Annotated in this window: 26 protein-coding genes; 12 read left to right on the forward strand and 14 right to left on the reverse strand. The window is 74.4% G+C overall.

Translation table 11 applies throughout. The features are described 5' to 3' along the window. Window positions 1–159 precede the first annotated feature (159 nt). Together ACZ5OX_RS12995 and ACZ5OX_RS13000 are read left to right on the forward strand one after the other, a co-directional pair. Entirely contained in the window at window positions 160–1,140 is a 981-nt protein-coding gene (locus tag ACZ5OX_RS12995) for an endonuclease/exonuclease/phosphatase family protein (protein WP_465629956.1), read from the forward strand. 430 nt (window positions 1,141–1,570) lie between these two features. Beyond that, the gene (locus ACZ5OX_RS13000; RefSeq protein ID WP_392876383.1) at window positions 1,571–2,326 is read left to right on the forward strand and encodes a S1 family peptidase; all 756 of its coding nucleotides are present in this window, start codon (window positions 1,571–1,573) and stop codon (window positions 2,324–2,326) included. Between the two features lie 40 nt (window positions 2,327–2,366). On the opposite strand, the gene ACZ5OX_RS13005 is transcribed toward ACZ5OX_RS13000, so the two are convergent. The 3 genes from ACZ5OX_RS13005 to ACZ5OX_RS13015 all read right to left on the reverse strand — a co-directional run bounded on the left by ACZ5OX_RS13005 (window position 2,367) and on the right by ACZ5OX_RS13015 (window position 4,093). Further along, window positions 2,367–2,507: a hypothetical protein gene (locus ACZ5OX_RS13005; RefSeq protein WP_465629957.1), complete on the reverse strand. Its 141-nt coding sequence runs from the start codon at window positions 2,505–2,507 to the stop codon at window positions 2,367–2,369. A 69-nt stretch (window positions 2,508–2,576) separates the two neighbouring features. Then, a complete protein-coding gene (locus tag ACZ5OX_RS13010) occupies window positions 2,577–3,071 on the reverse strand; it encodes a PH domain-containing protein (protein ID WP_465629958.1) in 495 nt (164 codons plus the stop codon). A gap of 143 nt (window positions 3,072–3,214) precedes the next feature. Further along, on the reverse strand, window positions 3,215–4,093 hold the full coding sequence (locus tag ACZ5OX_RS13015) for an alpha/beta fold hydrolase (protein ID WP_465629959.1): 879 nt from the start codon (window positions 4,091–4,093) through the stop codon (window positions 3,215–3,217). Window positions 4,094–4,245: 152 nt separating this feature from the next. Here ACZ5OX_RS13015 and ACZ5OX_RS13020 point away from each other — a divergent pair, with 152 nt between their 5' ends. Further along, window positions 4,246–4,680, forward strand: a complete 435-nt coding sequence (locus ACZ5OX_RS13020; RefSeq protein ID WP_465630136.1) for a MarR family winged helix-turn-helix transcriptional regulator — start codon at window positions 4,246–4,248, stop codon at window positions 4,678–4,680. Between the two features lie 10 nt (window positions 4,681–4,690). Here ACZ5OX_RS13020 and ACZ5OX_RS13025 read toward each other — a convergent pair whose 3' ends face one another. Next, a complete protein-coding gene (locus ACZ5OX_RS13025) occupies window positions 4,691–5,617 on the reverse strand; it encodes an AEC family transporter (RefSeq protein ID WP_449787565.1) in 927 nt (308 codons plus the stop codon). 247 nt (window positions 5,618–5,864) lie between these two features. Here ACZ5OX_RS13025 and ACZ5OX_RS13030 point away from each other — a divergent pair, with 247 nt between their 5' ends. After that, a complete protein-coding gene (locus ACZ5OX_RS13030; RefSeq protein WP_449787564.1) occupies window positions 5,865–6,326 on the forward strand; it encodes an HD domain-containing protein in 462 nt (153 codons plus the stop codon). 234 nt (window positions 6,327–6,560) lie between these two features. On the opposite strand, the gene ACZ5OX_RS13035 is transcribed toward ACZ5OX_RS13030, so the two are convergent. Beyond that, window positions 6,561–6,956 carry an aggregation-promoting factor C-terminal-like domain-containing protein gene (locus ACZ5OX_RS13035; RefSeq protein ID WP_465629960.1) on the reverse strand — a complete coding sequence of 132 codons (396 nt, stop codon included), beginning with the start codon at window positions 6,954–6,956 and terminating at the stop codon, window positions 6,561–6,563. Window positions 6,957–7,451: 495 nt separating this feature from the next. After that, a complete protein-coding gene (locus ACZ5OX_RS13040; RefSeq protein ID WP_465629961.1) occupies window positions 7,452–8,984 on the reverse strand; it encodes a carboxyl transferase domain-containing protein in 1,533 nt (510 codons plus the stop codon). Window positions 8,985–9,274: 290 nt separating this feature from the next. Between ACZ5OX_RS13040 and ACZ5OX_RS13045 the strand changes: the two genes are divergently transcribed. Beyond that, the gene (locus ACZ5OX_RS13045) at window positions 9,275–9,667 is read left to right on the forward strand and encodes a ribonuclease (RefSeq protein ID WP_465629962.1); all 393 of its coding nucleotides are present in this window, start codon (window positions 9,275–9,277) and stop codon (window positions 9,665–9,667) included. Window positions 9,668–9,754: 87 nt separating this feature from the next. Here the strand turns inward: ACZ5OX_RS13045 and ACZ5OX_RS13050 are convergent, their stop codons facing one another. Continuing rightward, a complete protein-coding gene (locus tag ACZ5OX_RS13050) occupies window positions 9,755–10,573 on the reverse strand; it encodes an MOSC domain-containing protein (RefSeq protein ID WP_449787561.1) in 819 nt (272 codons plus the stop codon). A 175-nt stretch (window positions 10,574–10,748) separates the two neighbouring features. Between ACZ5OX_RS13050 and ACZ5OX_RS13055 the strand changes: the two genes are divergently transcribed. Continuing rightward, window positions 10,749–11,423 carry a TetR/AcrR family transcriptional regulator gene (locus tag ACZ5OX_RS13055; RefSeq protein WP_465629963.1) on the forward strand — a complete coding sequence of 225 codons (675 nt, stop codon included), beginning with the start codon at window positions 10,749–10,751 and terminating at the stop codon, window positions 11,421–11,423. Between the two features lie 207 nt (window positions 11,424–11,630). Next, the gene (locus ACZ5OX_RS13060) at window positions 11,631–12,182 is read left to right on the forward strand and encodes a universal stress protein (RefSeq protein WP_465629964.1); all 552 of its coding nucleotides are present in this window, start codon (window positions 11,631–11,633) and stop codon (window positions 12,180–12,182) included. A gap of 319 nt (window positions 12,183–12,501) precedes the next feature. Here the strand turns inward: ACZ5OX_RS13060 and ACZ5OX_RS13065 are convergent, their stop codons facing one another. Then, window positions 12,502–13,308 carry an IclR family transcriptional regulator gene (locus ACZ5OX_RS13065; RefSeq protein WP_449787558.1) on the reverse strand — a complete coding sequence of 269 codons (807 nt, stop codon included), beginning with the start codon at window positions 13,306–13,308 and terminating at the stop codon, window positions 12,502–12,504. Window positions 13,309–13,634: 326 nt separating this feature from the next. Here ACZ5OX_RS13065 and ACZ5OX_RS13070 point away from each other — a divergent pair, with 326 nt between their 5' ends. Genes ACZ5OX_RS13070 through ACZ5OX_RS13080 form a run of 3 tightly spaced genes read left to right on the forward strand, consistent with a single transcriptional unit; the run spans window position 13,635 to window position 16,901 of the window. After that, the gene (locus ACZ5OX_RS13070) at window positions 13,635–14,945 is read left to right on the forward strand and encodes an extracellular solute-binding protein (protein WP_465629965.1); all 1,311 of its coding nucleotides are present in this window, start codon (window positions 13,635–13,637) and stop codon (window positions 14,943–14,945) included. 40 nt (window positions 14,946–14,985) lie between these two features. Next, window positions 14,986–15,963, forward strand: coding sequence for a carbohydrate ABC transporter permease (locus ACZ5OX_RS13075; RefSeq protein WP_449787556.1), 978 nt, complete (start codon window positions 14,986–14,988; stop codon window positions 15,961–15,963). Continuing rightward, the gene (locus ACZ5OX_RS13080; RefSeq protein WP_465629966.1) at window positions 15,960–16,901 is read left to right on the forward strand and encodes a carbohydrate ABC transporter permease; all 942 of its coding nucleotides are present in this window, start codon (window positions 15,960–15,962) and stop codon (window positions 16,899–16,901) included. Before ACZ5OX_RS13075 ends, ACZ5OX_RS13080 begins: the two co-directional genes overlap by 4 nt. 178 nt (window positions 16,902–17,079) lie before the next feature. Here ACZ5OX_RS13080 and ACZ5OX_RS13085 read toward each other — a convergent pair whose 3' ends face one another. From ACZ5OX_RS13085 to ACZ5OX_RS13095, 3 genes are all read right to left on the reverse strand, one after another. Further along, window positions 17,080–17,688 carry a DUF7691 family protein gene (locus ACZ5OX_RS13085; RefSeq protein ID WP_465629967.1) on the reverse strand — a complete coding sequence of 203 codons (609 nt, stop codon included), beginning with the start codon at window positions 17,686–17,688 and terminating at the stop codon, window positions 17,080–17,082. A 163-nt stretch (window positions 17,689–17,851) separates the two neighbouring features. Next, window positions 17,852–18,613, reverse strand: a complete 762-nt coding sequence (locus tag ACZ5OX_RS13090; protein WP_465629968.1) for a VOC family protein — start codon at window positions 18,611–18,613, stop codon at window positions 17,852–17,854. A gap of 118 nt (window positions 18,614–18,731) precedes the next feature. Next, a complete protein-coding gene (locus ACZ5OX_RS13095) occupies window positions 18,732–19,373 on the reverse strand; it encodes an alpha-ketoglutarate-dependent dioxygenase AlkB (protein ID WP_465629969.1) in 642 nt (213 codons plus the stop codon). A gap of 61 nt (window positions 19,374–19,434) precedes the next feature. Between ACZ5OX_RS13095 and ACZ5OX_RS13100 the strand changes: the two genes are divergently transcribed. Both ACZ5OX_RS13100 and ACZ5OX_RS13105 read left to right on the forward strand, forming a co-directional pair. Then, complete coding sequence (locus tag ACZ5OX_RS13100; RefSeq protein WP_465629970.1) at window positions 19,435–20,118, forward strand: hypothetical protein; 684 nt, start codon at window positions 19,435–19,437, stop codon at window positions 20,116–20,118. 95 nt (window positions 20,119–20,213) lie between these two features. Further along, the gene (locus tag ACZ5OX_RS13105; RefSeq protein WP_449787551.1) at window positions 20,214–20,732 is read left to right on the forward strand and encodes a universal stress protein; all 519 of its coding nucleotides are present in this window, start codon (window positions 20,214–20,216) and stop codon (window positions 20,730–20,732) included. Between the two features lie 7 nt (window positions 20,733–20,739). Here ACZ5OX_RS13105 and ACZ5OX_RS13110 read toward each other — a convergent pair whose 3' ends face one another. The 3 genes from ACZ5OX_RS13110 to ACZ5OX_RS13120 all read right to left on the reverse strand — a co-directional run bounded on the left by ACZ5OX_RS13110 (window position 20,740) and on the right by ACZ5OX_RS13120 (window position 24,136). Then, the gene (locus tag ACZ5OX_RS13110) at window positions 20,740–22,359 is read right to left on the reverse strand and encodes an amidohydrolase (protein ID WP_465629971.1); all 1,620 of its coding nucleotides are present in this window, start codon (window positions 22,357–22,359) and stop codon (window positions 20,740–20,742) included. Next, window positions 22,356–23,198: a PaaX family transcriptional regulator gene (locus tag ACZ5OX_RS13115; RefSeq protein WP_449787549.1), complete on the reverse strand. Its 843-nt coding sequence runs from the start codon at window positions 23,196–23,198 to the stop codon at window positions 22,356–22,358. Before ACZ5OX_RS13115 ends, ACZ5OX_RS13110 begins: the two co-directional genes overlap by 4 nt. Window positions 23,199–23,383: 185 nt before the next feature. Beyond that, window positions 23,384–24,136, reverse strand: a complete 753-nt coding sequence (locus ACZ5OX_RS13120; RefSeq protein ID WP_465629972.1) for a maleate cis-trans isomerase family protein — start codon at window positions 24,134–24,136, stop codon at window positions 23,384–23,386. Window positions 24,137–24,142 lie beyond the last annotated feature (6 nt).

Here is a 24,142-nt window from a genome sequence, read left to right on the forward strand (position 1 = left end):
GTGGGGCGGGCCGCCGGGTGTTCCGCGAGGTCCGCGTCCTCGGCCACGAGGGCTCCACCGTCATCGCGGCGCGGAACCGGGCCCCGGGCGCGCGCGTCCGTCCTTCACGACGGCGGCCGGTGATCACGGCTGTCGGCCGCCGCCCCTGGAAGGAGCACCGTGACGGACGGTAGGTCGAAGAGCGCGTCGCCCGCCGGCAGAGGCCGTTGGCGTCGCGCCGCGCTGATCGGGTGCGGGGTGCTGCTGCTGGGCCCGGCCGTGCTCGCGGTGGCGCGGCTGTGCGGGTGGGACGACGGCACGGTGTGGGCCCTGCCGATGGCCGGGCTGCCGTACGCGGCGCTGCTCAGCGTGCTGCTGCTGGCGGTGGTGACGGTGCTGCGCGGACGGTGGCTGGCCGGGGCCGCGGCCGCGCTGGTGGCCCTGCAGCTGTGGTGGCTGGTACCCCGGCTCGTCCCGGACGGGGCCGACGCGCCCGCCGACGCGCCCCGGCTGCGGGTGGCGACCAGCAACAACTTCATGGGGCAGGTCTCCCCGAAGTCCCTGGTCGACCTGGTGCGCGAGCAGCGGATCGACGTGCTCGCGGTCGAGGAGCAGAGCGACTCCGCCGCCGACGCGCTGGACGCGGCCGGCATCCGCGCCCTGCTGCCGCACCGCGAGCGCCCGGCCGGCACCGACACCGCGCTCTACACGAGGCTGCCCGTCGACTCGGGCGCCGACCCGGCCTGGCCGACCACCAACCTGACCGTCGACGTCGGCGGCCGCCCGGTGCAGCTGGTCGCCGTGCACACCTACTATCCGCTCGGCGACGCCCGCCGCTGGGCCGAGGGACTGCACGACCTGCGGGCCGCCGCACCGGGGCGCACCCACAACGCGGTCCTGCTGGGCGACTTCAACGCCACCCTCGACCACAGGCCGATGCGCGACCTGATCGGCACCGGCCTCACCGACACCCACGAGGAGCTCGGCGCGGGCCTCTTCCCGACCTGGCCCCAGGACCACCCGGACTACCGCGTCCCGGCCGTGATCCAGATCGACCACGTCCTGCACGGGCCCGCGCTGACCGCCGTCGACGTCTCCGAGCACGCCCTGCCGCGCAGCGACCACCGCGCCGTGGTCGCCGAACTCGCCGTCCTGCGCTGATCGCCCGGAGGCGGCTCCTGCGCGCAAGCCGGGGCCGACCGCGCTCCGCCACCGGAATGACCGCATGTCAGCCGCATCCACGCCCGGCCCGCCTCGCCGTCACCCGCCTCGCCTCGCCCGCATGCCGCCGCTCCCATACCGTCACCCGCATGCCGCCGCTCCCACGCCGCCTGTTCCAGGGCCTCCCGCGTCCCGCCACGGCGTTCCAGGAAAGGACGAATACGCAGGTCACAGTGGGTGTCACCGTTCCAACGTCCCGAACCGCCGGGCGCGGCTGGCGGGCGGGACGGATCCCGGGACAGTCTGTGGTCCGGCGGCGATCGGCACCGAGCCCGAGGGGCGGGTGACCGACGCCGTCCGCCCGCCGCCGAACGCGGCCACGGCATCGAACGTCCCGTCACGCACCACCGACCCAGAAGGAACCCCCGCCATGCGCACCTCGAACCGACGCCTGACCGCCACCCTCCTGGCCGCGGTCGGACTGCTGGCCGCCGGGGCCACCCCGGCCGCCGCCGTCCACGGCGGATCGGACACCACGACCAAGGCCCACCCGTTCGTCGTGGCCCTGGAGACCGCCACGGGCGAGCAGTGGTGCACCGGCGCGCTGATCGCGCCGACCAAGGTGCTCACCGCGGGCCACTGCGTCGCCGAGGCGCAGGACCCGGGCTCACTGCGGGTGATCGCCGGGCGGACCGACCTGACCGGCTCCGGCGGCCAGGTCCGCCGGGTGAAGGGCTACCGGGTCGACCCGCGCTACACCGCCGCCCTGGACCACGACTCCGCCGTCCTCACCCTGGACCGTCCGCTGCCGCAGACGCCGGCCCGGGTGGCCCGGGAGGGGGACGCGGCGCTGTACCGGTACGGCCGCACGGCCACGCTGCTGGGCTTCGGGCGCACCGGCTCGGACGGGCCCGGCACGCACCTCAAGCAGGCGCAGCTGACGCTGGCCCCGCCGGCCTCCTGCGACCCGTACACCTCGCCCGGCGACTCGCCGCTGCTCAAGGTCTGCGGTCTGCCGCGGGCCGGTACGACCGACAGCGTATGCAAGGGGGACTCGGGCGGGCCGCTGGTCGTCGGCGGCGTGGTGATCGGCGTGGTCTCCACCGGCAACAAGTACTGCGACACCCAGCTCCCGCTCTCGGTGTTCACCCGGGCCACCGACGTTCCCGCGCAGTTGCTGTCCTAGTCGGTGCCGCATCAGGCGACGGCCTCCGGGCCCGGTTCGGTCAGGCGCCGCCTGGCCGGTCGCCGGGCGGCGCGGTCGGCTCGTCGTCATCGATGTCGGGCAGCGGCCGGGCGCCGGTGAGCCAGGCCCGGAGGACGTTCTTGTGGACCTTCCCGAGCCCGTTGCAGGGGAAGCGCGGCACGCTCTCGACGCGGGTGGGAGGAACCGCGTCGCACGGGGAGGGGATGGCCTCCCCGTGACGTCCTCCGGATCACTCGGTCGTGGCACCGGGCTGGGCCGCGGCCCACGCGGCCCGCAACGCCGAGAGGCGCGACCTGAGTTCCGGGTCGTCGGCGCTCGAGGCGACCAGGCCCGGCAGGACGACCGCCCGCCCCTTGTGCAGGCGTACCTCGAGGAGGCAGTGATCGATGCCGCGGTTGACCTCCGGTGAGAACCCGAACGACCGCACCTGCGGCCAGGTGACCACCCGTGTCCGCAGCAGGGTCCGGGTGGTGAGGCCCGCGGTGTGCACGGTGGTACTGCCGCAGAAGGGGCCCACGAAGGAGGCGGCGATGACGTAGGCGACGATCACACAGGCCGCGAAGAGGGCGGTCACCGCGGGATTCGGGCCCTTGGCCGCCGCGGTGAGGACGAAGGCGAGGGCACAGGCCAGAGTGGTCGGGAAGAGGACCAAGGTCCTCCGGCCCGTCCGCCGGAACCGGATCGGCGCCTTGAAGTAGCGCTGCCCGTCGCGCCGATCGCCCATGGTGCCCCCGCTCGCTCTGCCGACGAAGGTCATTGTCGTGGAGGCAGTGGGCGGAGGCCAGCCTGTGGCGGGGCGGTGTCGGTGGGGAGGCCGAGGGGGCCCCGGACCCGGGGCCAGGAGGGTGGCATGTGCTCTGTCGGTGGTCAGGGGTGATGGGTGGGGCAGAGGAAGGTGGTGAGGAGGGGGTTGAGGGTCCGGGCGGCGGCCATGGGGAGGTTGTGGTGGGAGCTGTCGGGGAGGACGGCGACTTCCGCGCGGGGGAGGGTCCGAGCGGTCCGGGCGGCGTGGTGGGGGTCGTGGGCGCGGCTGTGGGCGGCGAGGAGGGCGAGGACGGGGGCGGTGAGGGTGCGGAGGCGTTCGGCCGAGGGGCGGGGGCCGGTGACGACGCGGGAGGCGGGGAAGTCGGCGTAGCCGAGGGCGTACAGCTCGCGCCAGGCGGGGTCGAGGGCGGGGGTGCCGCCGGTCTCCCAGTCGAGGTAGGAGTGGGCACGGGCCGGAGTGCGGCCTGGGAGGAACAGGGGGAGGGCGCGCAGCAGGTAGCCGGGGCGGTAGCCCGTGAGGCACAGGCTGGGATCGAGCAGGGCGAGCCGGCCGACCCGGGCGGGGGCGTGCAGGGCGTACTCCAGGGCGATCCAGCCGCCGTAGGAGTGGCCGCAGAAGTCGGCCTGGGGGGCGCCGAGTTCGTCGAGGACGGCGTTCATCCAGCCGAGCAGCCCGGGGACGCCGTCGAGGGCGGCGCCGTCGTGGACGCTGCGGCCGGGGTCGCCGATGAGGTCGACGGCGAGGACGCGGTGTCCGGCCCGGGCCAAGGCGCCGGCGTTGGCGAACCACATGGTGGAGGTGGCGCCGCCGCCGTGGAGCAGGACGAGCGGGCGGCCGTCGGCGGGTCCGCAGGCGTTGATCCGGGTGGTGCCCTGGGCGGTGCGGACGGTGAGCGCCTCGACCGGGACGGGCCAGCGGGCGAGCAGGGCGTCGTAGGCGGCGAGGAAGGGAGTGAGGGAGGGGGCGGTGCGGGCGGACATCTGGGCCTCCGCTGGTGTGGTGTGATGACGGCCGAGTGGCTGGACCACTCGCCCAACAAGTGTCACGCCGAGCAAGTATCTCGCTGAACGAGAGAATAGTGGCACATGCCTACCCGAGGAAGGACGACACGGTGTCCGAGGTTGCCGAGCCGATGCGGCTGGTCCATCTGCTGCGCGGTCTGACCGTCGAACTCGATCTGTTCGGCGCCGAGTTCGCGTCCCGCAACGGTCTGCACCCGACCGATCTGCGGGCGCTGATCCATCTGCTGGATGCGGCCAGGGCCGGGGAGGTGGTCACCCCGGGCCGACTCGGCGAGGCGCTGGGTCTGAACTCGGCGGGCACCACCGGGCTGGTGGACCGCTTGGAGCGGCTCGGGCTGATCCGGCGCGAGCGCGACCCGCAGGACCGGCGCCGGGTGCGGCTGCTGGTGGAGGACCGGGCGATGGAGCTCGGGGAGAGCTTCTTCGGCGGGCTGATCGGCGATCTGCTCGCGGCGATGCGGCAGTTCGGGCCAAGGGAGTTGGACACGGCCCGGCGCTTCCTGACGGCCATGGCCGAGGTGGTGGCGGCCGCCCGGGAGAGGTGAACGGCCGCGGCTACGCGGGACCGAGGGTCCAGCTGATCACCGACAGGGTCGCCATCGACAGCAGCGTCGACCAGAGCACCGCGTCCCGGGCGAGGGCCGTGCCCTGCCGGTACTCGCGCGCGTAGGTGTACACGTTCTGCGCGGTGGGCAGCGCGGAGAACAGCACCACGGTGAGGAGTTGGTGGGCGGGCAGGTGGAGCAGCGGGCCGGCCACGGTGAGGGCGACCAGCGGCTGGACCAGGGTCTTGAGCACGACGGTCAGCCCGACCTCGGTGCGGCGTGGACGGCTGTCGACCGGCGGGCGGTTGTGCAGCGAGATGCCGAGGGTGACCAGGGCGGTCGGAACGCCCGCGCCGCCGAGCAGTTCGCAGGAACGATTCAGCTCGGCGGGCAGGTGTGCGCCGGTCGCCGAGGCGAGCGCGCCCAGTGCGGTGGCCAGCAGGATCGGGTTGCGGACGGGCAGGGTGAGCAGGGCCCGCCGGCCGGCCGCGCCGCCGTCCAGGACGGCCAGGACGGCGGGGGTGACCACCAGGATCTGGAACAGCACGACGGGCGCGACGAAGGAGGCGTCGCCGAGGACCTGCATGGTCACCGGGATGCCGAGGTTGGCCGAGTTGACGTAGCCGGAGGCCATCGCGCCGACGGCCAGTTCGCCGGGCTTGCGGTGGAACAGCAGCCGCCCGGCGAGCAGCCCGAGGCCGATCGCGACCACGGTTCCGGCCGTGAAGGCGAGCATCGAGGCGTTGGCGAAACGGTCCAGCGGGGTGCGGGAGATCATCAGGAACAGCGCGGCCGGCATCGCCACGTGGAAGACGAACCGGTTGAGCACCGTCTCCGCCTGCGGCCCGAGCAGCCCGGTACGGCCGACCACGTAGCCGACGCCGGTGAGTGCCCAGATCGGCGCGAAGGCGGACAGCAGGGGGTGCAGGGCTGGCATGGTTCCTCGGATCGCTCGGACGGGTCTGCCGGGTGCGACGGGGGTCTCCCGTCGGGGGCGCGACTCCCGAGCGCGGTGACCCCCCCGAAGCCCATGAACCCCCGGGGCAGTAAAGCAGTGGCCGCCGGCGGGGTGGTCGACGGGCCCGGCCCGGAGCGGTCCGAGGAGGCCGGTCGTACGGGAGCAGGGCCGGTGGTACGGAGCCCGCCCCCGGGTCGGGCCGACCGTCCGGGCCTACGATGAGCCGATGGAGGATCACCAGTACCTGAGCCTGTCCGAGGTGGAGTCGATCGCGCGCCGGGCCCACCAGGGGCAGGTGGACAAGAACGGCCACCCGTACGGCGAGCACATCGCGGCGGTCGCCCGCGGGACGGCGGCGCGCGGCGGCAGCGACGCGCAGATCGCGGCGGGCTGGCTGCACGACACCGTCGAGGACGACCGGCTGAGCCGGGAGTGGCTGGCCGGCGCCGCGCTGCCGCAGGAGACCAAGGCGATCGTGGACGCGCTCACCCGGCGCCCGGACGAGCCGGTCGAGGAGTACACCGCGCGCATCCTGGACACGCCGGGCGCCCTGCTGGTCAAGCGCGCGGACCTGGCGCACAACTCCGATCCGGCCCGCCTCGCCACGCTGGACCCGGCGACCGCCGAGCGGCTGAGCGCCAAGTACGCGCGGATGCGCGAGCTGCTCGGGCTCACCGGCGAGCTGTAGTCCGCGGACGGGCCGTCCGGGCCGCCCGGGGAGCCACGCCGCCCCGGGGAGCCGCACCCGGGCCACCCGGCAACCACGAGAGGGCCCGGGCCACCCGGGAACCACGAGAGGGCCCGGACCACGCGGGTCGCGCGGGTCCGGGCCCTCTCGGGCACCCCGGTGGCCCCTGTCCGACCCCGGGGTGTGGGGGAGTGGTCAGGTCACGGGTGGAGTTCGGTGAGCCGGTGGGTCGGCTTAGTACCAGTGGTGGGACTGCCAGAAGTTCCAGGCGGCGTTCGGGCTGCCGTAGCGGGAGTTCATGTAGTCCAGCGCCCACTTGATCTGGGTGGTCGGATTGGTCCTCCAGTCCGAGCCGTGCGAGGCCATCTTGGAGCCCGGCAGCGCCTGAGCCAGGCCGTACGCGCCCGAGCTCGGGTTGGTCGCGGTCACGTTCCAGCTCGACTCGTGGGCGATGATCTGGTTGAACGACGCCAGCTGGTTGGCCGGCACGATCCGGGCGGCGATCGCCTGCGGGGAGGCGGTGGCGGCGTTCGCGGTGGCGGGCATGACACCCGCGCCCAGGGCGGTCAGACCGGCGGCGCCGGCGAGAATCGCGGCGGAGGTGCGCTTACGGAACTTGAAAGCGGGCATGAAGAACAGGACCTCAATCGGGTTGGGCCGAATCACTCCCCGCCCAGGACCACGGCCGGACAGGGGCCGGAAAGGTCACGGGGCGTGAGTCGGCGGCAAGCCGTTCACCGGGGGGACAGAGCCGGTGCGGCTGACGACGGAGCCATTGTTGGCAGACCGGGCGGGCCGTCGCCAAGACCCTCTCGGTACGACTCCCGGTCGTACCGGAACGGCCGGCCATGGATTCGAAAGCGCGCTCGCGCGGGGCCCGCCGAGCGGCGCTGAGCTGCGCGAACGCGGGGGGTGTGGGGCGGCGCGGGCGCCCCGGAGGCCTCTACTACCACCCGTCGTGGTGGTTGATCACATGTGAGCGCACTCACCGTGCGGGGCCCGGTGGGCGTCACGCCCCGGCCCGGGCGCGGCACGGTGGGTACAGACGATCAATCCGGCGCTGAGACCGGCGCCACACCGTCACCCCGAGGCCGGCGCCACACCGCGGTGGTCAGGACGCCCTCCTCAGCGCAGGTCGCCCAGCCGCCGGTGCCGGAGGGCGCGGGCCGCGAGCCGGTCCGCCTCGGTGGCCGCCGCCAGGGTGCCGAGCGCCGCACCGACCGCCTGCCCGAGCCGGGTGCAGAAGGCCTCCGGCTCCTCGGCGGCGTCCGGCAGCTCCGGGACCACCTCGTCGACCAGCCCGACCTCGGCCAGGTGGCGCGCCCCGATCCCCTGGGAGCGGGCCAGCTCGGCGGCGTGCGCGCCGTCCCGGTGGACGATCGCCGAGGCGCCCTCCGGCGGCAGCGGCGCCAGCCAGGCGTGCTCGGCGGCGATCACCCGGTCCGCCGGGAGCAGGGCGAGCGCCCCGCCGCCCGAGCCCTGGCCGAGCAGCACGGCCAGGACGGGCGTGCGCAGTGCGAGCAGGGTGGTCAGGCAGTGGGCGATCTCCACCGCGATGCCCTCCAGCTCGGCCTCGGCGGACAGCTCGGCGCCCGCCGTGTCCACCACGGTGACCAGCGGCAGCCCGAGTTGCTCGGCCAGGTGGGCGGTGCGCCGTACGGCCCGCAGGTCGGCGGCGGTGAAGGGGCGATCATGGTCCGGGGTCCGGCGCTGCTGGCCGACGACCAGGACGGGCCGCCCGCCGAGCACGGCCAGCGCCCGTACCAGCGCGCCGTCACGGCCGCCGGGGGCGTCCAACAGGACGAGTTCCTCGGTGGTGTGCCGTAGCAGCTCGCGGGTGCCCGGGCGGTCCGGGCGACGGGTGCGGCGGACGGAGTCCCAGGCGTCGGGGTCTCCCGGCGTGCGCGCGGGGTCCGTAGCGGGGGACGCCGATGCCGTGGGAGACGGTGGCGCAGTAGGAGGGGAGGGCGGTGTGGCGGCGAGGACGGCGAGCGTGCGGCGGAGCAGCTCGCGCAGCTCCTGCGGCGGTACGACGGCGTCCACCAGCCCCTGGCCGGCGAGCGTCTCGGCCCGCTGGACGTCCGGCGGCAGCTCCACGCCGCGCAGTTCCTCGTACACGCGCGGGCCGAGGAAGCCGAGCCGGGCGCCCGGCTCGGCGAGGACCAGTTGCCCGAGCGTGCCCCAGGAGGCGAAGACCCCGCCCATGGTGGGGTTGCGCAGATAGGTGAGGTAGGGGAGGCCGGCGGCGCGGTGCGCCTGGACGGCGGCGGTGATCCGCAGCATGCAGAGGAAGGCCGCGGAGCCCTCCTGCATCCGCGTCCCGCCGGAGACCGGCAGGGCGAGCAGCGGCAGCCGCTCGGCGGTGGCGCGTTCGACGGCGCGGGTGATCCGCTCGGCGGTGGCGACGCCGATCGAGCCGCCGAGGAAGCCGAACTCGGAGGCGACCAGGGCGACCGGCCGGCCGTCGATCAGACCGACGCCGGTGAGGACCGCCTCGTCCAGGCCGGTGCGCTCTCGGGCGCGGTCGAGTGAGGCCCGGTAGCCGGGGTCGGCCCGGTCGACGGCCGGCGGCTCGTCCCAGCCGCGGAAGCCGCCCGGGTCGACCAGCAGGCCGATCAACTGGTGGGCCGTCAGTGCCGTGCCCGAGCCCGTACCCATGTCCACCCCGTCAGAGATCGTCCGGCCCGCCGTGATCCGTCACTCTATGCGGTGCGGTCCGGGCGCGGCGAGGGCCGGATCGGGCGCGCGGGACGGCCTCGGCGCCCGTTCGACGACGGTCGGCCCCTGCGCCGGGCGGGCGGTTCGTGGACGTTCCGCAGTCGGTTCGAGAGCCGGCCGCGGCAGCTTGCGTACGGCTCAAGTCCCCTTGGGTAAAGGGTAGTTACTCACTGGTTAATAGTTTTCCCGAAGGCTTCCGGAGTTGACGGTGTCTCGCCACACTGGTGGACATGACTCGCCCTCTACGCGCGTGGAAGTCCCGCGCCGCCGCCGTCACCGCCGTCGCCCTGATGACCCTCGCCCCGATCGCCGTCGCCACCGACGCGCACGCCGACGTGAGCGGCTCGGTCTGCCTCTCCGCCCTCCCGCCGCAGGCCACCGACACCCTCGACCTGATCGCCTCCGACGGGCCGTTCCCCTACTCCCAGGACGGCGTCGTCTTCCAGAACCGGGAGGGCGTCCTGCCCAGCGAGTCCTACGGCTACTACCACGAGTACACCGTCGTCACCCCGGGCTCCCCGACCCGCGGCGCCCGCCGGATCGTGACCGGCCAGGCCTACCAGGAGGACTACTACACCGGCGACCACTACGCCACGTTCTCCCTGATCGACCAGACCTGCTGAGTTCCCGTCGCCCGGCCGCGACCGCCGCAGCAGCGCGGCAGCCGCGGCCGGGCGGCAGCCGCGGCCGGGCGGCAGCCGCGGCCGGGTTCAGAGCTCGGACGGCCCCCAGGCCCCCACCGTCAGCTCGTCCCCGACCCGCAGCGTGCCGGGCCGCAGCACCGCGAACTTGCTGCCGAACGCCACCCCGCCGGCCGCCGCCCGGCGGTACCGGGCCAGCGTGCGCAGCGGCTCCGGGCCCGCCTTGGTGCCGCGGTCCTGGTCCACCAGCGTCACCGCGCAGCGGATGGCCAGCTTGGCGTAGCCCAGTTCGGCCCCGCCCACCTCGACCCGGCGGACCAGGTCCTCGGTGTGCGGCTCGCTCCAGCCGTCCACCACCACGTTCGGGCGGAACCGGTCCATCGGCATCGGCCGGGCACCGGAGAGCTCGTCGAAACGCTCCAGCGAGGCGCGCGACAGCATGTGCACGGCGCAGCTGTCCGCGTAGCCCGAGGTGCCCGGGACCAGCCCGTCGGTCACCCGGTCGTGCTCCGGCGGCACCCGGACCAGCCGGCTGCGCGCACCCAGCACCTCGGAGAGCCAGCCGGCGGCCTCCTCGCCCTGGTCGATGCCGAGGAGCGGCAGCTTGAACAGCCGCACCGGGCGGCGCGGGCCCTCGGCGTCCACCGCGACCGACACCGGCTCCACCCCCGCGGCGGCCAGCGTCAGCGTACGGCCGTCCTGCGCCACCGTCGGGCGGACGGTGGCCAGCGCCGGATCCAGGCGCTGGGAGCGGAACACGCCCTCCTCGTCCACCACCATGAACGCCCGGTCGTGGGCCAGCCCCGCCGGGGTGAGCTCCGCCTGCGCGGCCGCCACTGCGGCGCACCCCTTCACCGGGTAGTACCGCAGCTCCGTCACCGTGGCCATCGTCCTGCCGCCCCCTTGGCGTCCGCGTTCCGTGGATCGTGCCGACCCCAGAGGGTAGTTGAGGGCCCCGGTCGGCGTGGCGGGCGGTACCCGCGAGTGTGGTGGGCGGTACCCGCGAGCGTGGTGGGCGGCCCCGCCTGGCGCGGATTGTCGGACACGCCCTAGGGTCGGGGGCATGGCACCACCGAGCAGCGCGAACCCCCCGGGGCGGCTCCGGCGGGACGCGCAGCGCAACCGTGACCTGCTGCTCGCCGCCGCCCGCGACATGTTCTCCCGGCACGGCCTGGACGTCCCGTTGGACCAGATCGCCAGGGAGGCCGGGGTCGGCAACGCCACCCTGTACCGGCACTTCCCCACCCGCGAGGCGCTGATCGGCGAGGTGTTCGCGGACGCCGGGGGCGGACTGGCCGCCGCGGGCGAGGAGGCGCTCGCCGCCGAGGACGCCTGGAGCGGCCTCGAACGGTACTTCGGGCGGATCTTCGAACTGGTCGCCGCCGACCGGGGCATCAACGACCTGGTCACCCAGGCCATCCCGACCATCCCCGGAATGACCGAGATCAGCCGCCGGCACGCCGCCACCGTCGGCGCCCTGATCGCCCGCGCCCAGGACCAGGGCACCATGCGCCGCGACGTGGTCACCATGGACCTGCTCTTCCTCCTCGGCCCGCTCTGCCGCGCCCTGCCCGCCGCCACCGAGCTGCGGCCCGACCTCTGGCGCCGCTACCTCGCGCTCCTGCTCGACGGCTTCCGCGCCCGGGCCGCCCATCCGCTGCCGGTCCCGCCGATCGGTGAGGAGCACCTGGACCGGATGTTCGCGGACCTCTGGGAGGCGGAGCCGCCGCGGGCCTGAGCACGCGCGGTACCGGAGCGCGCACAGGCATCAGGGACGCGTACGGAAGCGCGGCCGCCGCGTCAGAGCCGTGTCAACGGGCCGGAGCCGCGGGGGTGCGGGCCGCTTTGCTGGGGTGGAATCGGCGCGGTCCGGTTCGGCGCGGTCCGGTGCACGGGCGGCCGGGCACCAGGACGCGCGGGCGGACGGAGAGGCGGGAGCGGGGCCATGAGGGACAGTGGTGCGGACGAGAGCCGGATCGTGGTCGGCGTCAGCGGCTCGCTCGGCAGCCTCGCCGCGCTGCACCACGCGGTGGCCGAGGCCCGCCGGACGGACGCCGAGGTGCTGGCGGTGCTCTGCTGGACCCCGCCCGGCGACGAACTCGGCTACCGCCGCACCCCGTGCCCGCCGGTGGTCGACGCCGGCCGCGACGCCGCCGTGGCCCGGCTGCGGCAGGCCCTCGACGAGGCCTTCGCCGGCCGCCACGCGGGCGTCCGGCTGCGCTGCCAGGCCGTCCGCGGCGACACCGGCCACACCCTGGTGCGGTGCGCCGACCGGCCCGGGGACCTGCTCGTCCTCGGTGCCGGACGGGAGCGCGGCCGTCTCGCCCGACTGGTGCACCCCTCGGTCGCCGCCTACTGCGTCCGGCACGCCACCTGCCCCGTCCTGGCCGTCCCGCAGCCGCCGTTGCAGCGGGATCTGGAGGCCCTCCGACGTGGCCACGGGCTCAGGGAGTCGGCGGCGGGGAACCGCGGTCGGAGCGTCTCCGGCAAGCCCTAGGACAGCCCGGCCGCCCAGGTGGCGCCGGCGGCCGGAACGCGGACGTCCATCAGCCGCCCGGCGGTGTACGGAACCACCTCGAGCCGAGTGCTCGTCATCCGGGGTTCCCCTCCGATTCGGTGAATGATCACGGGGCTGCTACTGTACTTCTCGTCGCGAGGGAGTGATTCCTCGCCAGGCGTCAGTGGTGCTACCAGAGCACGCCCTACTTTCAGTAGGGAGAGTCCGTGCAATCCGGGCCTGGCGCTCCGAATCGGACGGGGTCCGGTGCCGAGGAATCGGCGCCGGGCCCCGTTCGCGTTTCCGGGAGGAAACGGAATCAGGACGGCTGGCGGTCGGAGCCCAGCTCGCGGGAGATCCGCAGGCCGACCTGGGCGACGACCGGCCCGAGGGCGCGGACCCGGGCGGCGGTCATCCGTGAGGTGAGACCGGAGACGGACAGGGCGGCGGTGACCTCGCCGGTGTGGTCGAAGATCGGGGCGGCGACGCAGCGGACCTCGGGCTCGTTCTCCCGGTCGTCGATCGAGTAGCCGCGGGCGCGGATCCGGGCCAGGTCGGCGCGCAGCCGGGGCTCGTCGGCGATGGTCCAGGCCGTCACCGGGCGCAGGCCGGCCTCGACCACCTCGGCGACGGCCTCCTCGGGCAGCCAGGCGAGGATCGCCTTCCCGGTGGCGGTGCAGTAGGCGGGGGCCCGACTGCCGACCCGGGACGCCATCCGGACGTTGGTCTCGTCCTCGACCTTGTCCAGGTAGACGATGCCGGGAGCCTGCCAGACGGTCAGGTGGACGGTCTCGCCCGCCTCGCGCTGGAGCCGGCGCAGGTGCTCGGCGGCGACGCTGCGCAGGTCGAGGGTGGTCAGGTAGGCCTGACCGAGCCGCAGCGAGCCGTGGCCGAGCCGGAACCAGCCGGTCTCGCGGTCCCGGTCGAGGAGGTGCTCGTCCAGCAGGGGGCCCGCCAGCCGCAGCACGGTGCTCTTGTTGAGGCCGAGTCCGTCGGCGAGCTGGGCGAGCGGGACGCCCCGCCCGTCACCGTGGTCGCGGACGTAGCCGAGGACGGCGAGCGCGCGGCGCAGCGAGGAGGACTGGTTGCGTTCGGTCGCGGATTTCTTGGGCGCCGTCTCCGTCATGGGTCCGTTCCCTGGTGTTGTTCCGGCGGTGTTCCCCCGCTGGTCGGCGGCGGTTGTCAGAACGTACCCGTTCGCGGCCGGATCGCCGCATCCTCGACACAACGTTGTGCAGTGCAAAACTTTCGCCAACTCCCCCTTGTTGGCGCCGATCGCCCCCGCCTAACGTCCCTGCCATCGAGCAGGCGACGTCGCCCCACCCGAGCGCTGCGCCCTGCCGTACCCCCACCACTTCACCCACCATCGGCCCCGGTCAGGGCCTGCTTCGACGTGCCCGTCCCCGGCGGCGGACGTCTCGGCGGCAGCTGTCGGGAGGGGAGGTCTCCACCATGCGACTCATCGGACGGACCGCCGCGGCCGTCGTGCTCGCCGCCGGCTGCCTGGCCGCCACCGCCTGTGCCCCCGGCACCGCCTCGTCGGTGGGCGGCAAGGCCGCCGACGACCGGACCGGCACGCTGCAGGTCTGGCTGTACAGCGAGGCGGGCAACGCGGCCAAGGAGGCCGTGATCGCCAAGGCCGTGACCGAGTTCCAGGCCTCCCACCAGGGCGTCACCGTCAACGTCAGCTACATCGACACCGACGCCTCGGCCCGTGCGGCCAAGATGAAGGGCGCGTTCAACGACCCGAACAGCGCCCCCGACCTGGTCGAGTTCGGCAACACCGACCTGCCCGGCTACGTCGCCGCCGGCGGCCTCGCCGACATCTCCGCCGACCTGGACAGGTGGCAGGACAAGGGGGACCTCGACCCGGCGATCGCCAGGACCGCCGTCGTCGACGGAAAGACCTACGGCCTGCCCTGGTGGGTCGGCGTGCGCGCGCTGTACTACCGCACCGACCTGTTCACCGAGGCCGGCCTCACCCCGCCGACCTCGTACGCCGAGCTGGTCGCCGCAAACCAGAAGGTCCACGCCGCGCACCCGGACACCTTCGGCATCGCCGTCGGCGGCAAGTACACCTTCGGCGCGCTGCCCTTCGTCTGGGACGCGGGCGGCGACATCGCCGCCAAGGACGGCTCCACGTTCAAGGCGGCGATCGATTCGCCCGCCTCGCAGGCCGGCATCAAGCGCTACACCGACCTGTTCGGCCCGGACGGCTGCCCTGCCCAGCAGTGCGCGGACCTGACCGGCGGCAAGATCATCGACCTGTTCGCGGCCGGCAAGTCCGCGATGGCGCTGATGCCCAACTCCGCCCGCAGCAAGGTGGACGCGGGCGCGGTCAAGGGCAGGTACGGCGTGGTGCCGCTGCCCGGCGAGAAGCCCGGCTCGATCGCCCCGGCCTTCGCCGGCGGCAACAACCTGGGCGTGATGAAGGCGGCCAAGCACCGCACGCTGGCGGTCGAGTTCGCGCAGCTGCTGGCGAGCCCCGGGTACCAGGAGCAGATGTACGACGCGATGGGCAACCTGCCGACGCTCAAGTCCGTCAGCGGCAGGGTCGCGGCGAAGGACACGTTCCTGAAGCCCTTCGCCGACACCATCGCGGCCGGCACGAAGTTCGTCCCGCTCGACCAGGCGTGGGCGCAGATCGACGCCCAGTCGGTGATCCCGACGATGCTCCAGCAGGTCGTCACCGGCAAGGCGGACGTGGCCAAGGCCTCGGCCGACGCCGCCGCGCAGATCTCCTCGGCCTTCGCCGCGCACTGACGGCCCCCTCCCGGTTCGCCTCAGAGAGCAGGTCCCGCACGTGTCCGTATCCACCCCGACCGCCCCGGCGCCGCCTTCCCCGCAGCGGCGCCGTGGGGGCAGGGCGCCGGCCGCACCCCCGGGCGGCCGGCGCCGGCGGCCCCCGCTGCTGCTGCTCCTGCCGGCCGCGGTCGTCCTGATCCCGCTGGTCGCCTACCCGATCTACCAGCTCGGCCTGCTGTCCGTCCTGGACTTCGGGCAGGCCCAGGCCTCCGGCGGCGCCCCGACCTCCTTCGTCGGCTTCGGCAACTACACGAGGATCCTGGAGGACGAGCAGTTCTGGACGGTGCTCGTCCAGACCATCGGCTTCGCCGCGTTCTGCGTGGTCGCCACCCTGGCCGTCGGCGCCACCCTCGCGGTGCTGCTCACCAGGGTCGGCCGGTGGCCGCGGCTGGTGCTGACCACCGCGGCGATGGCCGCCTGGGCGGCGCCGGCGATGACCGGTTCGACGGTGTGGAGCTTCCTGTTCGACACCAACCTCGGCCTGGTCAACCACACCCTGGAGGGGCTCGGGCTCTCCGGCTTCCACGAGTTCAACTGGTTCTACGACAAGTGGACGGCGTTCCTGGTCGTCGGCGCCGTGGTGGTGTGGCACTCCTACCCGTTCGTGATGGTCACCCTCTACGCGGGCATCCGGGCCATCCCGGAGGAGATCCTGGAGGCGGCCGCCCTGGACGGCGCCGGCACCTGGACGACCTTCCGCCGGATCACCGCGCCGATGCTGCGGCCGATCCTGACGGTCGTGGTGATCCAGTCGGTGATCTGGGACTTCAAGGTCTTCACCCAGATCTACGTGATGACCGAGGGCGGCGGCATCGCCGGCCAGAACCTGGTGCTCAACGTGTACGCGTACCAGAAGGCGTTCGCCTCCTCGCAGTACGGGCTGGGCGCGGCGATCGGCGTGATCATGCTGCTGATCCTGGTGATCCCGACGGTCCTGTACATCCGCACGCTGCGACGGACGGGGAACGAACTGTGAGCCCGGCGAACTCCCTCCCCGCCGCTGCGTCGGCGTCGGCGTCGGCGTCGACGCCCACGCCGGCATCGGCCAGGTCCGTCGGTGGCCGCCGGAACATCCGGGGCCGGTGGCGGCTGGCCGCCAACACCGGCGCGATCGTGCTGGCCGTGGTCACCGCCTTCCCGATCTTCTGGATGGTGCTCTCGGCCTTCAAGCCCAAGGGCGAGATCCAGTCGCTCGACCCCAGGCCGTGGACCGCCCACCCCACGCTGGACAGCTTCCGTCAGGTGCTCAGCGTGGACGGCTTCGGCCGCTACTTCGCGAACAGCCTGGTGGTGGCGCTGTCGGTGGTGGTGCTGTCGGCGGTCGTGGTCTTCCTGGCGGCGGTGGCCGTGACCAGGTTCCGGTTCAGGTTCCGCACCACCATCATGGTGATGTTCCTGATCGCCCAGATGATCCCGGTCGAGGCGCTGACCATCCCGCTGTTCTTCATGTTCCGCGACGCCGGCCGGTTCGCCCCGGGCGTCGGGCTGAACACCCTGGCCTCGCTGGTCCTGGTGCAGCTGGCGTTCTCGCTGCCGTTCGGGATCTGGATGATGCGCGGCTTCGTCGCGGCCGTCCCGGTCTCGATCGAGGAGGCGGCGCAGATCGACGGGGCCGGCCGGACCCGCATCCTGTGGCGGATCCTGCTGCCGCTGGTGGCGCCCGGCCTCGCCGCGACCAGCGTGTTCTCCTTCATCGCGGCGTGGAACGACTTCGTCTTCGCCAAGACCTTCATCATCAGCGCCACCCAGAACCAGACGCTGCCCTCGGCGCTGCTGGTCTTCTTCAAGCCGGACGAGAACGACTGGGGCGGCATCATGGCGGCGTCCACGCTGATGACCGTGCCGGTGCTGATCTTCTTCATCGCGGTGCAGCGCAGGCTGGTCTCCGGGCTGGCCGGCGCGGTGAAGGACTGACGTCGGCCGAGGGCCGCGCACCCGGGAGTCCCCGCCATCGGCCGGGACTCCCGCAGCCGTCAGAGGACCGCGGCCGTCAGATGCTCGCAGCCGTCAGAGGACCGCGGCCGTCCGGTTCCCGCGGCGGTCCGGTTCCCGCGGCGGTCCGGGCCCACGTCGACGGCCGTGGCCGTTCGGCTCAGGAGACGAAGCCGACGATCTGACCGTCCTTCCAGCGCTGCGCGAGCCGGAGCCAGCCGGCGACCTCCGCCACGGCCTCGGCCACCTCGCGCTCCGGCACGGGGGTGCGGCCTTCGCGCTCGGCCCGCTCGAACTGGTCCAGAGCCGTCCGGCAGTCCTCGGCGGACCAGGTGCTGCAGGAGGGCACGTCGCAGTGGGGCAGTCCGTCGGGCAGGCCGCCGTACCGGAACTCCGCGACCGAGACGGCGGTGATCCCGTACGCCTTCAGGCCCCCGTCCACGACCTCCAGCCAGTCGCCCCGGAACGGGCCGAAGGAGTCGACCTCCAGGGGCTGCCCGACCAGCCAGCACAGCCGCCGGTAGGCGTAGCCGTACTGGAAGGCGTGGTCCTCGTCCGCGGAGAAGGGCCCGCCGTGCACCACGGCGCACAGGGCCTCCCGGGCGGTCGGAGCGCCCTGGGCGATCTCGTCGGCGAAGTACTCGTCGGACCTGTCCAGGGACGGGCCGAAGTACGCGAGGGCTTCGTCGACCGCCCCGTCGTTGCCGCTGCCGACGCGGGCGCGGAGCTCCGCGGGGTCGACCAGGTATGCGCTCAGGAAGGAACTCATGCCAGCACGGTAGCGGTCGCAACGGACAGCGGGCCGGGCGGGGCCGATCGTGCTGGGCGCCGGTGGCGGCACTGAATCTTCGTGCCACCGAGACAAGTTGACTGATCGGAAGGGATGGCGCCGGTTCCGGGGCAGTGGGGCCGCAGGTGTCGGCGGCCCGGGCTCAGGCCGCCGCCGCGGAGCCGCGGGACGGGACGGCGACGAGCACGAACTCCGCGCCGGCGTCGTCCCTGACCAGCGCGGTGCGGCCGTACGGCGCCGGAGCCGGCCCGGAGAGGACCGTGCCGCCGAGGGCGCGCAGCCGGTCGGCGGTGCGGTCGGTGTCCTCGGTCGCGAAGTGGACCAGCCAGCGCGCGCCCGCGCCCCGGCCGGGGCGGGAGGGGCCGATGCTGCACGCGGGCAGGCCGCCCACCCGGGCGAGGGCGTGGCCCGCCCGCGGCCGGTCGTAGGTGTAGCCGAAGACCCGGCGGTAGAACGCCCGGGCGGCGTCGGGGTCGGGGGAGAGGTGCTCGTTCCAGGCGAGCGCGCCCGGCTCGTCGACCAGGCCCGCGCCGTCGATGGTGCCGGCCCGCCAGAGCCCGAAGCGGGCGCCGAGCGGGTCGACGGCGAGCGCGGCACGGCCCTGCTCGGGCACCTCGTACGGCTCACGGGCGAGGCGCCCGCCGGCGGCCCGGACGGCGGTGGCGGTGCGCAGCGGGTCCGGGCAGGCGAGGAAGGTGGTCCAGGCGGGCGGTTCGGCCGGCAGGGCCCGTTCGACGGCCGCGACCTGGGCGCCGTGCCGGGTGGCCACCGCCTCGGTGGGGGCGGTCGGGACGAACTCCCAGCCGAACAGGGCGCCGTAGAAGGCCTGTGCCCGGTCCGGGTCCGGCGTCGTGAGCACGACCCAGCACGGGACCCCGGCGTGGTAGCTGCCCGGCTTCGGCATGCGGCCCTCCTGGCGGGCCCGGCGTTTCGGTGCCCGGCGCACCGAGCGCCACCGGCCCCACCCGCCAGCCTCCGCGCCCGGCGGGTGGGCGGCAAGCGGGGTTGCCCGCAGGCACGTCTCAGGACACCCCGTGCGGCCGGAACTGGATGCTGATCCGCGGGCCCACCGGGCGGGCCGTCTTGGGGATCGCGTGCTCCCAGGTGCGCTGGCAGGAGCCGCCCATCACCACCAGGTCCCCGTGGCCGAGCGGGTGGCGGACGACCGCCGGGCCGCCGGAGCGGGGCCGCAGTGCCAGGGTGCGCGGCTCGCCGACGGAGAGGATCGCCACCATGGTGTCCTCGCGGGCGCCGCGCCCGATCCGGTCGCCGTGCCAGGCCACGCTGTCCCGGCCGTCCCGGTAGTAGCAGAGCCCGAGGGTCTGGAAGGGCTCGCCCAGCTCCTGGGCGTAGTGCCGGCTCAGCTCCGCCCGGGCCAGGCCGAGCACCGGGTGGGGCGGTTCGGCGTGCGCCGGGTAGGAGGCCAGCAGGCGCGGGACGTCGACCGTCCGCTCGTACATCTCGCGGCGTTCGGCCCGCCAGGGCACGGTGGCGGCCAGCTGTTCGAACAGCTCGTCCGCCCCGTGCAGCCAGCCGGGGAGCAGGTCCAGCCAGGCGCCGTCGCCGAGCGGCTGCCGTCGCAGGCCGTCGAGCGGGCCGAGGCGGATGCCGCCGCGCTCCGTGTCGTCGAACAGCGAGGGCTGGAGGTGGACGGTGCCGTGCATGGGGCAAGCGTACGCCTTCGTTCGAACGCATGCTCGAATATTCGAGTTCTAGGCTGCGGGTATGGCGATCAACGGCTTCGGGGTCACCGAGTTCCAGCTGGTACTGCTGCGCAGGATGGCCGATTTCCAGCCCGGGCTGGTCGAGGAGGCGGTGCGGCGGCTCGGCGCCACCCGGACGTCGATGCGCGAGGCCAACAAGCGCTGGCAGGCGATGGTCCGCGCCCCTCGGTTCCCGCGCGGCGCCGCCCGCTACGCCGCCGTGCTCGGGCCGGCCGAGGCGAGCGCCCCGCGCCGGATCGGGGACCTCGCGTGCGTCGCCCGGCAGTGGACGCTGCCGCTCTGGCCCGAGCTGCGCTTCGAGATCCTGCTCGGCCCGGCGGAGATCGGCGGGCCGCTGCTCAACGAGTGGCTGGTGCGGGCGGCGGACGCGCCGGCCCCCGCGCTGCGCACCCTGGCCGACCTCGCGCCGTGGAGCTGCGTGGTGGGTGACGTCGGGGCCGCGTTCCCGCCGGCCGTGCCGCGCGAGGGGAGCGCGCCGACCAGGTTCCGGCTGGACTTCGCGGCACCGGACGCCGACGGGCGGCCGCGTCCGTGCGAGGCCGACTTCACCTGGGGGCTGCTCCAGGAGGTCCGCCCGATGGACGGCCGGGGTCAGGACGGCCAGGGTCAGGACGGCCGGGGTCAGGGCGGGTCGGACCGGGGTGGGCCGGGCCAGGGCATGAATATGCCGGGCTATGCAAGGTGATATTCAGTGAATGCCTTCGATTTGCAGGTCAAACGAGGAGTGTGGCAGCCTAATCGCAGACATTGAAGAGCTTTGACATCGGAAAGTGAAGGATCATGTCGGACGGCGCCCGCGTCATCGTCGGAGTCAGCGGTTCACTGCACAGCCTGACGGCCCTGCACCGGGCGGCCGAGGAGGCCCGGGCCCGGCAGGCCGTCCTGGTGCCGGTGCTCGCCTGGACGCCGGTCGGCGGCGAGCGCAGCTACCGCGCCCGGCCCTGCCCGCCGCTGCTGCGCGCCTGGCAGGAACTCGCCGAGGCGCGGATGGCGGACGTGCTGGAGCAGGCCTTCGGCGGCCTGCCGATCGGCGTGCCGGTGCGGCCGCTGGTCGTGCGCGGCGAGGCCGCGGCGGTGCTGACCGGGCTCGCCGACCGTCCGGGCGACCTGCTGGTGGTCAGCACCGGCGAGCAGGGCGGCCTGCGGGTCGGGCTGCGCAGGCTGGCGCGCCGCTCGGTCACCCGGCGCTGCCTGAGCCGGGCCCGCTGCGGGGTGCTCACCGTCCCGCCGTCCACGCTGCACGAGGACCTGCGCGCGCTGCACCGCGGCATCGACCTGCGGGAGCTCGCGGCAGCCTGACAGTCCGTCAACTCCGGTGGGTGGTCCGCCCGTCGACGATCGTCCGGGTGGGCCGCAGCTCGCGCAGCGCGTCCACCGGGCAGTCCAGCGGATCGACCGGCCACACCGTGAGGTCGGCGAACGCCCCCGGCCGCAGGCTGCCGCGCACCGCACTCTCGCCGGTCAGCCGGGCCGCGTTCACGGTGTGCAGCGCGACCGCCTCGGACCGGCCGATCGCGTGCTCCGGGCCGACCACCCCGGCCGTTGTGCCCCGGGTGGTCATGCCCCACACCGACACCATCGCGCCGTACGGGCCGACCGGGAAGTCCGAGCCGCCGGTGATCAGCGCGCCCTCGTCCAGCCACTCGCGCAGCGGGAAGACCGCGGCGGTGCGCTCCTCGCCCCAGGCCCGCTGCTGGGTGAGCGCGCCGTCGTGCAGCAGCGGGTGCTGGACCGTCACCGGGATGCCGAGGGCGATCGCCCGGGCCCGCAGCTCCGGCCGGGCCAGACCGCCGTGCTCGACCACCAGCGTGCCGGGCGGCAGGCCGGGGTGGCGGGCGACCACCTGCTCGAAGACGTCCAGCAGGACGCGCAGTCCGCGGTCACCCCAGGCGTGCACGCCGACCCGCCGGCCCCGCCCGACCACCCGTTCCACCGCCGCGAGCAGCTCGGCCGGCTCCCAGAGCAGCCGGCCGTGGTAGCACGGCTGCCCCCGGTACGGCTCCTCCACCGCGGCCGCCTCGAAACCTCCGTCGATGCCGAACTTGACGCCCCAGAGCCGCAGTCGGTCGTCGTCCCGGCCGGCGGCCCGCCAGTCGTCCATCCGGTCCAGCAGCGCGTCCACCTGCTCCGGCGTCCGGGCGGCGAAGCCGGAGACCAGCGCCCGGACGCGGACGGCCAGCGCGCCCTCGGCCCGGGCGGCGTCCAGCACGTCGAGGTCCTCGGCCGGCACCAGGCAGTCGCGGACGGTGCCGATCCCGGTGGCGGCGAACTCGGCGGAGGCGGCGCGCAGGCCCTCGATCCGCTCCGCGAGGGAGGGGCGCGGCACCACCCGCTCGACCAGCTCGACCGCCCGGTTGATCAGCCGCCCGGTGAGCCGGCCCCGCTCGTCGCGCTCGATCACACCGCCCGGCGGCGCCTCGGTGGCCTCGGTGATCCCGGCCAGCCGCAGCGCCGCCGAGTTCAGCACCATGTTGTACGCGCCGCGGCGCACCAGCACCGGGTGGTCGGCGGTGGCCGTGTCCAACTCCCCGGTGGTGGGCATCCGTTGCTCGGCCAGCAGGATCTCCTGCCAGTTGACCGTGGTGTGGATCCACTCCCCGGCGGGGGTGCGGGCGGCGCGCTCGCGGATCAGGCCGAGGAACCCGGCGAGATCGCGGGCCCGGTGCACCGGCACGCCGTGGACGCTGTGCCCGGCCAGGATCAGATGGGTGTGGGTGTCGTCGAAGGCGGGCAGCACGGTCGAGCCCGGGGCGTCCAGCACCTCGGTACCCGGGCCGATCAGGGCGTCCAGCCCGTCGGGCGCGGGGGAGAGGGCGGTGATCCGCCCGCCGGTGACGGCGAGCGCCCGGCGGGGCGGCTCGCCGGGCACCAGGGTGTGCACGGCGGCGGCGCGGATCAGCAGGTCGGCGGGGGTGGGGTCGGTCATCGCGGCTCCTGGGAACGGGACAGCCCGGTGACCTTCTCCACGTACCGAAGGCTGGGCTCGGCGAGCAGTCCGTGCAACTCGGTGAACACCGCGCGGGCCGGCACCGCGTTCCAGTCGGCGGGCAGCAGCTGCGCCGGCAGCCCGGGGTCGAGGTACGGCAGCCGGCGCCACCGGGTGAGCATCGACACGTAGTCGCGGAACGCCTCGGCCGGATCGATCGAGGGCCGTCCGCGCAGCTTCTCGGCGGCCGGGCGCCAGGCGTCGGAGAAGGCCGCGTACTGCGCCTCGATCGCCGGGAGGTCCCACCAACCCGCCACCGCGGTACGGGGATCGGCGAAGCCGGCGTACTCGGCGGAGAGGAACAGGTGGACGTAGGCGCTCAGCCCGAGCCGGTCCAGCAGCCGACGGGCGTCCGGCAGCAGCCGGGCGGGCGCCAGCCAGACCCCGGGGGCGGCGTTGCCGAAGCCGAGCCAGCTCAGCCGCGAGCGCAGCTGGTGGCGGTGGGCGCGGGCGGACTCGGGCACCGAGAAGACCGCCACCACCCAGCCGTCGGCGAGCACGGCGGGCTCCAGGCTGTGGAAGATCCGCCGGTCGCCCTCCTCGAAGACCGGCTCCATCGCCCCGGCGAGCCGGTACCCCGTCCCCCCGCGGCGCTCCTGGAGCAGGGTGCCGGCCTTCTTCAGCCGGGAGGTCGCCGAGCGGACGGCCGGGCCGTCGACGTCCAGTTCGGCCAGCAGGGCGATCAGGTCGGCGATGGATATCCAGCCGCCGAGGCGGCGGACGAACTCGCCGTAGACGGTGTGGATCAGGGAGCTCGGCCGGGGTGTGTGCTCGGACATGCGCGGGCCCTCCTCCCCGGCGACTGGTGGCGATCATAACGAGGCTGCGGGTCCTGGGCGGTGTCTTGCCGGTCTTCGCCGTCTCCGCCGTCTCCGCCGATCGGGCGGGAACGGCGGAGCGGATCTGCCAAGGGGTGTCCGGCGACCGGCCCCGCTCTTGCGACCGGTGCCGCCGGACACACTCGCTACGCGTAGGCGCCGGAGAGCAGGTGCCCGGCCCCGGGCGCGAAGGCGGGCAGGCCGAGGGCCCGCAGGAGCTGGTGGGCGGTGCAGACGGCGGCCGAGACCACCGGCTTGCCCAGCTGCTGCTCGGCCTCCTCGACGGCGGACAGGGACGGCATCTGCACGCAGGCCGAGAGCACCACGGCGTCCGCCTCGGTGTACGCGAGCGCGCGGGCGATCGCAGGGAGCCGGGCCGGGTCGTGGGCGGCCACGTCGAGGTTGTCGGCGATCTCCAGGGCGGCGTGGTCGAGCACCTCGATGCCCTCCGCGGCGAGGTACTCGACCACCGTGCGGGCCAGCGGGCGCAGGTAGGGGGTGACCATCGCGACCTTCGCGGCCCCGAGTTCGTGCAGCCCGGCGACGAGCGCGCCGGCGCTGGTGACCACGGGCGCGGGGGCGCCGTTCTGGACGGTGCGCAGGTGCAGCCGCCGCTCGGCCTGGCGGTGGTAGCCGGGGCCGGTGGCCATCACGGCGACCAGGCAGGCGTAGCCGATCACGTCCACCCGGGCGTCCGACAGCTCGGCGGCGCAGCGGTCGGACTCGCCGTCCATGGCCCGCAGTTGCTCGGGGGTGACCCTGGTCATCCGCATCCGGCTGGAGTGGAAGGTGAACCGCTCGGGCGCGACCGCCTCGCGGGCCCGCAGCAGCGCGGGGACCTCGGTCTCCATGGTGACGTTGGAGCTCGGGACGATCTGGCCGATCCGGTAGGTGGTCATCGGGTG

This window comes from Kitasatospora sp. NPDC032121, from assembly GCF_055580145.1.

Bases quoted from the DNA above. Each gene is read 5' to 3' on its own strand.
- ACZ5OX_RS13000 (WP_392876383.1), top strand. From the start codon at position 1,571: ATGCGCACCTCGAACCGACGCCTGACCGCCACCCTCCTGGCCGCGGTC.
- ACZ5OX_RS13010 (WP_465629958.1), bottom strand. From the start codon at position 3,071: ATGGGCGATCGGCGCGACGGGCAGCGCTACTTCAAGGCGCCGATCCGG.
- ACZ5OX_RS13015 (WP_465629959.1), bottom strand. From the start codon at position 4,093: ATGTCCGCCCGCACCGCCCCCTCCCTCACTCCCTTCCTCGCCGCCTAC.
- ACZ5OX_RS13020 (WP_465630136.1), top strand. From the start codon at position 4,246: ATGCGGCTGGTCCATCTGCTGCGCGGTCTGACCGTCGAACTCGATCTG.
- ACZ5OX_RS13025 (WP_449787565.1), bottom strand. From the start codon at position 5,617: ATGCCAGCCCTGCACCCCCTGCTGTCCGCCTTCGCGCCGATCTGGGCA.
- ACZ5OX_RS13030 (WP_449787564.1), top strand. From the start codon at position 5,865: ATGGAGGATCACCAGTACCTGAGCCTGTCCGAGGTGGAGTCGATCGCG.
- ACZ5OX_RS13035 (WP_465629960.1), bottom strand. From the start codon at position 6,956: ATGCCCGCTTTCAAGTTCCGTAAGCGCACCTCCGCCGCGATTCTCGCC.
- ACZ5OX_RS13040 (WP_465629961.1), bottom strand. From the start codon at position 8,984: ATGGGTACGGGCTCGGGCACGGCACTGACGGCCCACCAGTTGATCGGC.
- ACZ5OX_RS13045 (WP_465629962.1), top strand. From the start codon at position 9,275: ATGACTCGCCCTCTACGCGCGTGGAAGTCCCGCGCCGCCGCCGTCACC.
- ACZ5OX_RS13050 (WP_449787561.1), bottom strand. From the start codon at position 10,573: ATGGCCACGGTGACGGAGCTGCGGTACTACCCGGTGAAGGGGTGCGCC.
- ACZ5OX_RS13055 (WP_465629963.1), top strand. From the start codon at position 10,749: ATGGCACCACCGAGCAGCGCGAACCCCCCGGGGCGGCTCCGGCGGGAC.
- ACZ5OX_RS13060 (WP_465629964.1), top strand. From the start codon at position 11,631: ATGAGGGACAGTGGTGCGGACGAGAGCCGGATCGTGGTCGGCGTCAGC.
- ACZ5OX_RS13065 (WP_449787558.1), bottom strand. From the start codon at position 13,308: ATGACGGAGACGGCGCCCAAGAAATCCGCGACCGAACGCAACCAGTCC.
- ACZ5OX_RS13070 (WP_465629965.1), top strand. From the start codon at position 13,635: ATGCGACTCATCGGACGGACCGCCGCGGCCGTCGTGCTCGCCGCCGGC.
- ACZ5OX_RS13085 (WP_465629967.1), bottom strand. From the start codon at position 17,688: ATGAGTTCCTTCCTGAGCGCATACCTGGTCGACCCCGCGGAGCTCCGC.
- ACZ5OX_RS13090 (WP_465629968.1), bottom strand. From the start codon at position 18,613: ATGCCGAAGCCGGGCAGCTACCACGCCGGGGTCCCGTGCTGGGTCGTG.
- ACZ5OX_RS13095 (WP_465629969.1), bottom strand. From the start codon at position 19,373: ATGCACGGCACCGTCCACCTCCAGCCCTCGCTGTTCGACGACACGGAG.
- ACZ5OX_RS13100 (WP_465629970.1), top strand. From the start codon at position 19,435: ATGGCGATCAACGGCTTCGGGGTCACCGAGTTCCAGCTGGTACTGCTG.
- ACZ5OX_RS13105 (WP_449787551.1), top strand. From the start codon at position 20,214: ATGTCGGACGGCGCCCGCGTCATCGTCGGAGTCAGCGGTTCACTGCAC.
- ACZ5OX_RS13110 (WP_465629971.1), bottom strand. From the start codon at position 22,359: ATGACCGACCCCACCCCCGCCGACCTGCTGATCCGCGCCGCCGCCGTG.
- ACZ5OX_RS13115 (WP_449787549.1), bottom strand. From the start codon at position 23,198: ATGTCCGAGCACACACCCCGGCCGAGCTCCCTGATCCACACCGTCTAC.
- ACZ5OX_RS13120 (WP_465629972.1), bottom strand. From the start codon at position 24,136: ATGACCACCTACCGGATCGGCCAGATCGTCCCGAGCTCCAACGTCACC.